We start from the raw sequence: 11236 nt of genomic DNA, 5'->3' as shown, positions 1-11236 counted from the left end.
TATACCGGGAATGTGCAATTGTCCGTAAGCGTTGATAGTGCCACAATAGTTTTACATTTAAATTGCAGTCTGAGGCACGATTATGACAACACCATCAACTTTTATTCCGCCAGAGCGTACCTTAATGGGGCCTGGTCCTTCTGATGTTTCTCCCCGTGTACTTAATGCGATGTGCCGGTCTACCCTGGGGCACCTTGATCCGCTGTTTGTTCAGCTTATGGATGAAACAAAGGCGTTACTTCAATATGCATTTAAAACGACCAATGCGCTGACCATGCCGGTTTCTGCACCGGGGTCGGCGGGTATGGAAGCCTGTTTTGTTAACCTGGTAAAACCGGGCGATAAAGTCATCGTCTGCATCAATGGCGTATTTGGTAACCGCATGGTGGAGAACGTAGTCCGCTGTGGTGGTGAGGCCATTAAGGTTGAAGATGAATGGGGACATCAGTCTGATCTCAACAAAGTAGAATCAGCGCTGAAAGCCCACCCTGATGCTAAAATTCTGGCCTTCGTGCATGCAGAAACTTCTACCGGCGTGCGTAACGACGCTCAGGCCCTGTGTAAACTGGCACAGCAATACGATTGCCTGACCATTGTGGATGCCGTTACCTCGCTGGGCGGTATTGAAGTTGATGTGGATGGCTGGGGCATAGATGCCATTTATTCCGGTTCGCAAAAATGTTTAAGTTGCGTGCCGGGTTTATCTCCTGTGTCTTTCAGCGACCGTGCAGTTGACGTTATCAAAGGACGTAACACGCCGGTTCAGAGCTGGTTTCTCGATATGAATCTTATCGTCGGATACTGGGGGCAGGGCGGCAAACGGGCTTATCATCATACCGCGCCGGTTAACAGTATTTATGCCCTGCACGAATCACTGGTCATGCTGAAAGAAGAAGGTCTGGAGCAGGCATGGCAACGCCATGAGCAGGGGCATGCAAAGCTGGTGGCTGGTCTTGATAAACTGGGTCTGTCTATGGCTGTGGATGAGGCATACCGGTTGCCTCAGCTGAATGCTGTTGTTATTCCTGACGGTGTGGACGATGCACAGGTGCGCAGTCAGTTGCTGAATGATTTTAATCTGGAAATCGGCGCCGGTCTTGGTGCGCTGGCCGGAAAAGTCTGGCGTATCGGTCTTATGGGATATGCGTGTAAAGATCGCAATATCGACCATTGTCTGGCCAGCCTTGAAAAGGCGATCCGCTAGTAAGCATCACTGAGCCGGATACCCGGCTCAGGGTTTTAATGCCAGTACCAGCCAGCCCGTAATCAGCGCAATGGCAAAACTCATCAGCGTGCCCAGCATCATGTATTCTGTCAGTCTCATATCCCGTTCCCGGGACAGATCACCTACGCGGAACACGGTTTTTGTTGCCACCAGAAAACCCAGCCCTGTGTATTCATCGACAAGAATAAAAGACAGCGCCAGTAATCTTTCAACATAACCAATCCAGCGCCCGGCATTGCCCAGGCTTTTTCCTTCTTCTTCACCCTGCGTTTTCTTCAGTTGTTCAGCATGTTGTGACAACAGTTGCCCGATAAGAATACTGGCCGGTTTAAAAATAATGATATATCCGGTGAGGTAGAGCAGGTTTTCACGGGTCAGCCAGATGGCTTTACTGGTCAGCAGCGTAGCGATATCCATTTTGGTGAATGACAGGGCGACCAGCGCGATAACCAGAAAGTGAGCAAGCTGGTCCAGTGCAAAGGCAAGGTGACTTTTGTGTCCTGCTTTCGCCCAGTCGATGAGAAAATGGCTGACAGTAATGACACCGGCTGCTGCCAGTCCCTGCCATAATCCCGCATCAGCCAGCCACAGCGCCACCAGAGCAAGTGCCGCATGTACACCGGCATGAAGAAACAGTGACGGTGATTGCAACCCTTTGTTATGACGGCACTGGATCCATTTAGCCGGTTGCAGGTAAAAATCGCCGATAAAATGGGCGCTCAGCAAAAGCAGAAAGAGTGTCATCCGGCATCGTCCTTTAAGTTGGTGACATAATGAATAAATGGCTCCAGTAAATCCCCGCCGGCCGCTTTCAGGCGTTCGCTGATATTTTGCCGTGAGGTTTGCTGTTGTTCTGCCAGAACCTGGTGTAACGGAAACCCCAGATGAATGTAATGGTACAGCAAATCAGCCTGTTTTTTACTGAGCCGGTTCAGTATGTAGCTTAACTGTGTGCAGATGATACCGGTAGCGATTTGCTGTTCTGCCAGCGGAGTGCGTATAACGATTTCTCCGCTGCGGGCTTCGTCCAGAGCGCGGCCTGATTCAACAAATACCTTGCCGGAAGATGTACCGGGCGTGGCTTTTATCACGGCATCACTGCCTGTTGCCAGCGCCTGGGTGCAATTGACCTGCAACCCGTCTATCTGACTGTTGAGATAGAGCTTGAGTTCAAGCATGGCGGTAACGGCGTCCTCCGGTTTTTCGAAAACAAACTGAAAGCCGTCGCCGCGGAATATTTCGTATAAACAGCCTGTCCTTGCTTTTATTGCCTCACACTGGCGGGTTAGCGCCGACATGGTGTGCTGGTAATCAGAGGACGTCAAGGCGGTGGATTTGACCAGATCGCCGGTAAGGACCGCAGCCATAATGTTGTTATCCCTGGTTATTTCGTTACCAAGCAAGATTATACCCTTGCTTTTTAATATGCAAGCCCTGAGTCTTGCCTTTCCTTTTGCAAGGACAGGATGTTGCATAGGAAATGACGCTGAATACCGGATGCTATCACCGGCTTTATCGTACAGAGTTCTCCGTTTGTCATAAATAACATGCGGGCAGAAATAAATCCGGTAGACTACGACGCATAACAATAACAGACACAATAACGGATTATGCTGCATCGTATTTGGTTATCATTCATTGTTCTCGCCTTTCTGGCCACCGTCTGGCAGGCTTTCTTTGGCGCCTCATCGGGTGGCTTTCAGGATGTTATGCAATCTGTCACCAGCATGGCGCAACTCAGCGTGGATATCGCTATCGGTCTGATAGGGGTACTGGCATTCTGGCTGGGTATATTCGAAGTTGCCGAAAAATCAGGCATGATAGAAAAGTTTTCAAGGGTACTGGCACCATTTCTGTGCCGGATCATGCCCGATATTCCCCGCAATCATCCTGCACTTGGCAGCATTACCATGAATATGTCGGCGAACGTACTCGGGCTGGATAACGCTGCTACGCCTTTCGGCATAAAAGCGATGCAGGATATGCAAACTCTGGCAACAGATAAAGAAACCCTCACCAACAGTCAGATCCTGTTTCTGGTACTGAACACGTCTTCAGTGACATTGTTTCCCATTGCGGTTTTTCTCTACCGGGCAGAGCAGGGCGCGGCACAGCCTACTGACGTATTTATTCCTATCTTACTGGCAACCAGCGCTTCTACCATGGCTGGGCTTATCATTACCTGTCTGGTGCAGAGGGTGAACCTGTTTAACCGTGTGGTGGTTTTGTATCTGGCCGGTATTTTTGGTCTGCTGGGTGCAGTGATTGTGTATTTTTCCCATCTGGCAGCAAAAGAGCTGGCAGAGCAGTCTGCCATTGTGGCGAACTTTTTGTTGTTCTCGTTTATTGTTGCGGTACTCGTCACCGGCTGGCGGCGAAAACTCGACACCTATGAATTATTTATAGACGGCGCTAAGAAAGGCTTTAATGTGGCGGTTTCGCTGATCCCGTTTTTATTAGCCATGCTGGTTGCTATTGGCATGCTGAGAGCCAGTGGCATTATGGATATGGTGGTTAACGGCATCGGCTACATGGTTACCGCTTTAGGCGGCGACCCCCGGTTTGTGGATGGCTTACCTACTGCCATTATGAAACCTCTCAGTGGCAGCGGCGCCAGAGCGCTTATGATAGAAACGATGCAGCATCACGGCGCAGATTCTTTCGCTGGCAGACTGGCCTCGGTCCTTCAGGGATCGACAGAAACCACGTTCTACGTTATTGCCGTTTATCTCGGGGCCGTGGGGATCAAGCACTCCCGTTATGCCGTAGCATGTTGTCTGGCGGCAGACTTTGCAGGAATTTTTGCTGCAATTTTAGTCAGTTACTGGTTTTTTGGTTAAGAATTTGTTCACCTGCCGTTCAGTTGACGTAAGCATAATCAGGTCTGACATTTAAATAAGGTGACAGAAATGAATTTAAAACAAATCAGTGCCGCAGTAATCTTCGCAGCGATGCCCGTTCTGGCCAGTGCCCAGGCCATGGAACCGGTTATTCAGGTGAGCGGCAAAGGCTCTTTCTCCGTTGTACCCGATGCTTATACTCTGACATTTGTGATGGAAGAAAAAGGCGAAACCGTTTCTAAACTGAATACACAGATGCAGTCAGACATGAAGTCTGTGCTTAAATTTCTGCTCGACAACGGTATTGAAGAAAAGCACGTGCAGTCCATGCAGGTGAATTTAAATCCGTATTACGAATCTACCCCTCAGGGCCGTGAACAACGGGGATTTGTACTCAGCAGAGAAATTCAGGTAACGGATACGGATATAAATAACTATGACCGTATCATTGACGGCGCTTTATCCCGCGGTATAGATCGTATACAAGGGTTTCAGTTTATTGCCAGTGAGCAGAATAATGCTTACGAAAAGGCCTTGATAAATGCAGTTAAAGACGCCAAATTACGCGCCGGACTGTTAGCAGAAGAACTGGGCGTAAAAACAGGTAAGGTAATTGCAGTGTCAGAGAGCGGCAACAGTTACCCCATGCCGGTGATGAGAATGGAAATGTCCGCGAAGGCCGACAGCTTTTCATCAGCCATGCCCGGTGAACAAGTCGTGGAAGCACGGGTGAACGTCAGCTTCGCGATAGATGAATGAGATTGAGGGTAAGTTGAAAAACGAGTTTTACAAAGAGTTACTGACGCAGGCGAAGGGTTTAATGAGCGGTGAGAGCGATCTCATCGCCAACATGGCGAATTTGAGCGCGTTAATGTTTAACCGCATGGAAAAGGTAAACTGGGCCGGATTCTATTTATATAAAGAGGATCAACTTGTGCTCGGGCCTTTTCAGGGCCAACCCGCCTGCATACGCATTCCGGTGGGCCGCGGTGTATGCGGAACTGCGGCACAAAGCCTGCAAACCCAACTGGTAGAAGATGTCCACGCGTTTGAAGGCCACATTGCCTGTGACGCCGCATCCAATTCTGAAATCGTTATTCCGCTGGTGCTGAACGGCAAATTACTGGGCGTACTGGACATCGACAGTCCCGAATACAGCCGGTTTGACGAAGAAGATAAGGCCGGTCTGGAAGCGCTGGCTGAGGCTTTACTGGATTCTCAGCGATGAAAGAATATGTTGATATCCATGTTGTGCTGGCAACACCTGCCGACATGGAAGACAATTTTGACGAACCCGAAGAGGCAGCAGAGCGGATAAATTTCATTCTGCATTGCATTTACGACAGAGCCGATGAAGATGCGGATACGCACTGGCTTGAGCGTTTATTGCACTATACCTGGGAAACATGGCATCAAACACGCAATTTATTGGACATAGACGACGATGAATTGCTTGATTGGGTTGACCACACGCTGGCAACTTGGGATGATGCTGACAATGAAGATTATTATTAACCACACGTAAAGTATAGATGGAATCACCAGAGAAGTTTTCAAACAGTAAAGAAGTCATCGCCTTTTTGGCAGAAACCTTTCCAAACTGTTTTTCCACCGAGGGCGAAGCACAGCCTCTGAAAATTGGCATTTTTCAGGATCTGGCTCAGCGTTTAGAAAATGAAGAACGGGTTAGCAAAACCTTACTGCGTTCAACATTAAGACATTACACCAACAGCTGGCGTTATCTGCACAGCATCAAAGAAGGCGCTCACCGCGTTGACTTAGATGGTAATCAGGATGCTCAAATTGAAAAAGAGCATGCTGACCACGCAAAGCAGCAGTTGGATGAAAGCAAAGCGAAAGCGGCTGAAAAGCGCAAAGCGAAGCAAAAGACCACTGGCGAAAAGCGTCCACCCCAACGCAAACCACGCAGCGAAAATGGTGAAAAACCTCAGCAGCGCGGGAAAAAGGGAACTAAATTTAATTCTGAAAGACCAAATAAAACACCACCGGCCAAACTTACCGATGCCGATTGCCAGCCAGGCACATCCGTCACAGTGAAGTTGGGTAAAGCCCCGATGCATGCGGTTATTACTGAAGTCGCTAAAGACGGTATTCACGTGCAACTTGATTCGGGCATGGTGGTAAAAGTCAACGCAGACGCTTTACGTTTGGCGAATTCCAAGAGGTCGTAATATGAAAGAAATCCTTCGCATTTCCATTGCCAGTGCATTTTTAACCGTTGGCGTTGGCGCCGGTGCAACTACTACCACTGAACAGGTAGAAGATTTACCCGTTCTGCAGCAGGAAACACAACACAGTGTGGCTGCAAAAAGGGTAAGTGCTTTGTTCACCAGAGCGCACTACAAGGAAATTGCGTTGGATGACGCTTTGTCGGAAAAAATCTACGACCGTTTTCTCCGCTCTCTCGATAACAACAAACAAGTTTTGTTGAAGTCAGATGTGGATGGTTTCGAAAAGTACCGTGATTCTTTTGATGAAGCGTTAAGTCGCGGCAACCTGTCTATCGCTTATGATATGTATAATCAAAGTGCAAAACGTCGTGTTGAGCGCTTTGAGTTTGCGTTAAGCCTGTTAGACAAGCCTTTCAATTTTGAAAAAGCTGACGACAAATTCTATTACGACCGTGAAGACGCAGCATGGCCAACCACAGAAGCAGAGCTGGATGAATTGTGGCGTCAGCGGGTTAAATACGATGCGCTTAATCTGATTATGGCGGATAAAACCTGGGAAGAAGCAAAAGACTTACTGACCAAGCGTTATACCCGTGCCATTAAGCGACTGAAGCAAGCTGAGAGTGAAGACGTTTTCCAGACGGTTATGAACTCTTTTGCCCGCAGCGTTGAAGCGCATACCAGTTACCTGTCTCCCCGAAATGCCGACCGTTTCCAGATGGAAATGAACCTGTCATTTGAAGGTATTGGTGCTGTACTTCAAGCAGAAGATGACTTTACTGTAATTAAAAGCATTGTACCGGGCGGCCCTGCTGATAAATCTAATGCGCTGAAACCGGAAGATAAAATTATTGGTGTGGCGCAGGACGACGAAGAGTTCGTGGATGTTGTAGGCTGGCGTCTGGATGAGGTTGTTGATCTCATTAAAGGACCCAAAGGCAGTACCGTACGTTTGCAGGTACAAAAAGGCACGTCAGATACCAAAGCCATGTCTGTGGTCAGTCTGACCCGTGACAAAATCAAGCTGGAAGACCGCGCCGCGAAATCTGAGGTTTATGAGCCGGAAACCGGCCCGTATGCCGGTGAGAAGTTAGGCGTTATCACAATTCCCAGTTTCTATAACAACCTGCATGCTGACGTGAAAAAAGAACTGGATTCACTGAAAGCTCAGGACGTCAAAGGCATCATTGTCGATTTACGTGGTAACGGCGGTGGTTCGCTGACAGAAGCGACGTTACTCACCGGACTGTTTATTGAAAAAGGACCGGTAGTACAAATTCGCTATGGCGAAGGTAAGGTGAGTGTTAACCGTGATACTGACGGCGTAGTAACGTACGATGGTCCGTTAACAGTACTGGTTGACCGTTACAGTGCGTCTGCATCTGAAATCTTTGCGGCTGCGATGCAGGATTACAGCCGTGCTTTGATTGTGGGTGAGCAAACCTTTGGTAAAGGTACCGTTCAACAGCACCGCGGACTTGGCCGGATTTACGACCTGTATGACAACCCGCTGGGCAGTGTGCAGTTTACCATTGCGAAATTCTATCGTATCGACGGTGGCAGCACCCAGCACAAAGGTGTCGTACCGGACATTAAGTATCCGTCGCCCATTGATCCGGCAGACTGGGGTGAAAGCCAGGAAGAAAATGCATTACCCTGGGACAGCATTGACCGCGCAAACTATACCACTTTTGGCGACAGCCAGAGTGCACTGGATGTACTGGCAGCCAAGCACAATGCCCGGGTATTGAAAGATCCTGAGTTTATGTATCTCGCCGAAGATATTGACGAATACAAAAAGAATAAAGACAAAAAATATGTGTCACTGGTGAAATCAGAACGGGAATCAAAGAAAGAAGAATCCCGTGAGAATGATCTGAAACGGGCCAATGAGCGCCTGGCACGTATTGGCAAGGAGCCGGTTGAATCGCTGGACGATTTACCGGATGAGCTTGAAGAGCTGGATCCTTTCCTGGATGAAGCGGCTAACATCACTTTCGACATGTTAGACACCGGTAAATACGCAATACATCAACAATAAAATACATACTACAGGGGCTGGTGCCGGGCCAGCCCCTTTTTTGTACCTATAATAAAAATCACACGACAACAAACGATTAAAACAATAATAAAGGGAATACATCCATGGCAATGCGAGGTGAATTTTCATCACGGATCGGATTCATACTGGCTGCTGCCGGTTCCGCCGTCGGTCTCGGAAATATCTGGGGCTTTCCCACGCAAGTCGCCACTAACGGCGGCGCAGCATTTGTACTTGTTTATCTTCTTTTAGCGTTCGTACTGGCTTATCCGGTATTGATGGCTGAACTCATTATTGGCCGTTCCAACCGTGCGAACATGGTGGACGCGCTGACGAATATCTCAGGTAATGTTTCCGGTACGCTTACCGGCCTGTGGGGCTGTGTCACTGTATCCATGATTCTGGCGTTCTACGGCATAGTCGGTGGCTGGATGCTGGCTTATTTCGCTGACGGCATTGTGCAAACCGCTGGTCTTGAAGAGACTTCAGTCTGGCTGATGGGGTTCTCTGACAGCCGCAATATGATTTTTTGCGGCCTGTTTATGTTACTGACTGCTTCTATCGTATTGGGCGGGGTAAAGTCAGGCATTGAAAAATGGTCAGTGCGTTTAATGCCGACATTGGTTGTGATCATCCTGGCATTGATTGTCTATGTAAGCTTTCAACCCGGGGCCGGTGAAGGCTGGGCAGCCTATCTCTTACCTGATTTCTCACGCATTCTCGATCCGGACTTATTAATCAGCGCCATGGGGCAGGCCTTTTTCTCTATGTCTTTAGGGGTCGGTACTATGCTGGTTTACGGTTCTTATCTGTCTAAGCAGGAAAATCTGCCCTCAATAGGTGCATGGGTTGCACTGGTTGATATCGGTGTAGCAATTATTGCCGGTATGCTCATCATTCCTGCTATGTATGTGGCGCTGAATAATGGTGTAGAAATTTTTACTGAAACCGGCGCGTTAATGGACGGGGACCAATTGATATTCAATGTATTGCCGGCCCTGTTTGAGTCTATCGGCCCTGTCGGTGTACTGGTGTCCGTGGCGTTCTTTGCCCTGATGGTTATTGCTTCTGTAACGTCTTCAATTTCTATGCTGGAAGTGCCTGTTGCTTATCTGGTTGAGAACCGCAAACAGCCCCGAAGCCGTGCTGTATGGATCATGGCTGCACTGATTTTTGCTGCCAGTTGTATCATCATTCTTAATTTTGAAAGTCTGTTTGGCCTGGTCATTGCTGCGACTACCCAGTACAGTCAGCCTCTGCTCGGATTTGCATTGTGTCTGTTTGCCGGATGGGTCTGGCGCAGAGATGCTATTCTGACGGAACTGAAAGAAGGTTTTGCTGATGCAGAACACAGTCTGTTCTGGAAAATCTGGCCCTGGTATGTGAAATTTGTTTGTCCGGTAGTCATCCTGCTTATGTTCGTCCGTTCTGTCTTATAAGAGTAATAACTACAATGAATAAAACGATTAAAGACCCGTCACTGACGGATGCGCTTATTCCTATTGTTGCACTGGTCATCATGATGGGCAGTGCGGTTTATCTGTTCTCCGACAATTCATCTTTTGGTCCTAACCAGATTGCTCTGTTACTGGGTACCGGCCTCGCTGCTATCATCGGCATGAAAAATGGCCATAGCTGGAAGGAAATCGAAGCCGGCATCGTTAAAGGGATCTCCATGTCACTGGGCGCCTGCCTGATTTTGCTGGCAGTAGGCTCACTGATCGGCACCTGGATGCTGGCCGGTACCGTTCCCACACTCATTTATTACGGGCTTGAGCTACTTAACCCGTCTTTCTTCTATGCTGCAAGCTGTCTGATTTGTGCTGTAGTGGCAATGAGTATCGGCAGTTCGTGGACCACAGCGGCCACTGTCGGTGTTGCCCTGATGGGGGTGGCATCCGGAATGGATATGTCGGCAGCAATTACAGCAGGCGCTGTTGTTTCCGGCGCGTATTTTGGCGATAAAATTTCACCTCTTTCAGAAACAACGAATCTGGCACCGGCAGTGGCGGGAACGGATTTATTTGAACATATCCGCTACATGCTCTGGACAACGATCCCCAGCTTTATTATTGCTTTAATCCTGTTTGTTATCCTTGGCTTCAGTGAGTCCGATGCAGCTTCTCTTGAGCGCATCGAGCAAATGCAGACATTATTGGGTGAATCATTTTCTCTGGGCTGGTATCTGCTCATTCCGCTGGTCGTGTTACTGACGCTGGCGGTGAAGAAAATGCCGGCATTTCCGGCGGTATCCATCGGTGCGCTGCTTGGTGGTATCTGGGCCGTGGTGTTTCAGGGCGATGTGGTCGCCGGCATGGCGGACGCGCAGGATTCTCCGGCCATCGGTACGCTGAAAGTGGTGTGGACTGCATTGTTCGACGGTGTCAGTTTTTCCACGCCGGATGAAAACTTAAATGCGCTGCTAAGCCGTGGTGGTATGTCATCAATGCTGAATACTATCTGGCTGATTATCTGCGCGATGTCATTTGGTGCCGTACTTGAGCGGGTTGGCCTGCTTAAGCGGGCAGTGAGTGCAATTCTTCATGGTGCGAAGTCTGCCGGTGACATGATCAGCCGGACGATTCTTACCTGCCTGGGTACAAATCTGGTAACGGCTGATCAGTATATGTCGATTGTTATGCCCGGCCGTATGTACAAACAGGAATTTGAAAAGCGCGGACTGAACCAGCTTAACCTGTCCCGCAGCCTTGAAGACGGCGGCACACTGACATCACCGTTAATTCCCTGGAACACCTGTGGTGCTTACATGCAGGGCGTATTAATGGTGCATCCGTTTGAATACATCTTCTATACTTTCTTTAACGTAATTAATCCTGTCCTCGCGATTATTTATGCGTATCTGGGCATCAAAATTCTTCGCCTGGACCCTCCCTTCGAGCGCAAAGAGGACGACGGGGAGCGCGCATAACTTTCTTTT

Annotated in this window: 11 protein-coding genes; 9 read left to right on the top strand and 2 right to left on the bottom strand. The window is 48.8% G+C overall.

The features are described from left to right. Positions 1 to 82 precede the first annotated feature (82 nt). Entirely contained in the window at positions 83 to 1204 is a 1122-nt protein-coding gene (locus ACXAGR_RS17670) for a pyridoxal-phosphate-dependent aminotransferase family protein (RefSeq protein WP_474851592.1), read from the top strand. 27 nt (positions 1205 to 1231) lie between these two features. Here ACXAGR_RS17670 and ACXAGR_RS17665 read toward each other — a convergent pair whose 3' ends face one another. Continuing rightward, entirely contained in the window at positions 1232 to 1969 is a 738-nt protein-coding gene (locus ACXAGR_RS17665) for a DUF3307 domain-containing protein (protein ID WP_474851590.1), read from the bottom strand. Further along, a complete protein-coding gene (locus tag ACXAGR_RS17660; protein WP_474851588.1) occupies positions 1966 to 2592 on the bottom strand; it encodes a hypothetical protein in 627 nt (208 codons plus the stop codon). The genes ACXAGR_RS17665 and ACXAGR_RS17660 overlap by 4 nt, the downstream gene beginning before the upstream one ends. 243 nt (positions 2593 to 2835) lie before the next feature. Here ACXAGR_RS17660 and ACXAGR_RS17655 point away from each other — a divergent pair, with 243 nt between their 5' ends. The 8 genes from ACXAGR_RS17655 (at position 2836) to nhaC (ending at position 11227) form a co-directional block, all read left to right on the top strand. Then, on the top strand, positions 2836 to 4065 hold the full coding sequence (locus tag ACXAGR_RS17655; RefSeq protein WP_474851586.1) for a nucleoside recognition domain-containing protein: 1230 nt from the start codon (positions 2836 to 2838) through the stop codon (positions 4063 to 4065). 69 nt (positions 4066 to 4134) lie between these two features. Beyond that, a complete protein-coding gene (locus tag ACXAGR_RS17650) occupies positions 4135 to 4824 on the top strand; it encodes an SIMPL domain-containing protein (protein WP_119501348.1) in 690 nt (229 codons plus the stop codon). Then, on the top strand, positions 4817 to 5293 hold the full coding sequence (locus ACXAGR_RS17645) for a GAF domain-containing protein (RefSeq protein ID WP_303575199.1): 477 nt from the start codon (positions 4817 to 4819) through the stop codon (positions 5291 to 5293). The genes ACXAGR_RS17650 and ACXAGR_RS17645 overlap by 8 nt, the downstream gene beginning before the upstream one ends. Continuing rightward, positions 5290 to 5580, top strand: coding sequence for a hypothetical protein (locus ACXAGR_RS17640; RefSeq protein WP_119501350.1), 291 nt, complete (start codon positions 5290 to 5292; stop codon positions 5578 to 5580). Before ACXAGR_RS17645 ends, ACXAGR_RS17640 begins: the two co-directional genes overlap by 4 nt. A gap of 17 nt (positions 5581 to 5597) precedes the next feature. Further along, positions 5598 to 6257, top strand: a complete 660-nt coding sequence (proQ, locus tag ACXAGR_RS17635) for an RNA chaperone ProQ (RefSeq protein ID WP_119501351.1) — start codon at positions 5598 to 5600, stop codon at positions 6255 to 6257. Position 6258: 1 nt separating this feature from the next. Beyond that, entirely contained in the window at positions 6259 to 8298 is a 2040-nt protein-coding gene (gene prc, locus ACXAGR_RS17630; RefSeq protein ID WP_474851583.1) for a carboxy terminal-processing peptidase, read from the top strand. Positions 8299 to 8402: 104 nt separating this feature from the next. Continuing rightward, positions 8403 to 9737, top strand: coding sequence for a sodium-dependent transporter (locus tag ACXAGR_RS17625; RefSeq protein WP_474851582.1), 1335 nt, complete (start codon positions 8403 to 8405; stop codon positions 9735 to 9737). A 14-nt stretch (positions 9738 to 9751) separates the two neighbouring features. Then, positions 9752 to 11227 (top strand): Na+/H+ antiporter NhaC, encoded by a 1476-nt coding sequence (gene nhaC, locus ACXAGR_RS17620; RefSeq protein ID WP_119501354.1) that lies wholly within the window; start codon positions 9752 to 9754, stop codon positions 11225 to 11227. Positions 11228 to 11236: the final 9 nt, after the last annotated feature.

The sequence above is a fragment of the Alteromonas sp. ABH4_457 genome (genome assembly GCF_056160625.1).
The sequence above is the reverse complement of the archived record's forward strand: the minus strand, read 5'-3'. Positions and strand labels throughout refer to the sequence as shown.

What these genes read in the sequence shown, in the direction of transcription:
- ACXAGR_RS17670 (WP_474851592.1), top strand. Translation starts at nt 83, where the DNA reads ATGACAACACCATCAACTTTTATTCCGCCAGAGCGTACCTTAATGGGG.
- ACXAGR_RS17665 (WP_474851590.1), bottom strand. Translation starts at nt 1,969, where the DNA reads ATGACACTCTTTCTGCTTTTGCTGAGCGCCCATTTTATCGGCGATTTT.
- ACXAGR_RS17660 (WP_474851588.1), bottom strand. Translation starts at nt 2,592, where the DNA reads ATGGCTGCGGTCCTTACCGGCGATCTGGTCAAATCCACCGCCTTGACG.
- ACXAGR_RS17655 (WP_474851586.1), top strand. Translation starts at nt 2,836, where the DNA reads ATGCTGCATCGTATTTGGTTATCATTCATTGTTCTCGCCTTTCTGGCC.
- ACXAGR_RS17650 (WP_119501348.1), top strand. Translation starts at nt 4,135, where the DNA reads ATGAATTTAAAACAAATCAGTGCCGCAGTAATCTTCGCAGCGATGCCC.
- ACXAGR_RS17645 (WP_303575199.1), top strand. Translation starts at nt 4,817, where the DNA reads ATGAATGAGATTGAGGGTAAGTTGAAAAACGAGTTTTACAAAGAGTTA.
- ACXAGR_RS17640 (WP_119501350.1), top strand. Translation starts at nt 5,290, where the DNA reads ATGAAAGAATATGTTGATATCCATGTTGTGCTGGCAACACCTGCCGAC.
- proQ (WP_119501351.1), top strand. Translation starts at nt 5,598, where the DNA reads ATGGAATCACCAGAGAAGTTTTCAAACAGTAAAGAAGTCATCGCCTTT.
- prc (WP_474851583.1), top strand. Translation starts at nt 6,259, where the DNA reads ATGAAAGAAATCCTTCGCATTTCCATTGCCAGTGCATTTTTAACCGTT.
- ACXAGR_RS17625 (WP_474851582.1), top strand. Translation starts at nt 8,403, where the DNA reads ATGGCAATGCGAGGTGAATTTTCATCACGGATCGGATTCATACTGGCT.
- nhaC (WP_119501354.1), top strand. Translation starts at nt 9,752, where the DNA reads ATGAATAAAACGATTAAAGACCCGTCACTGACGGATGCGCTTATTCCT.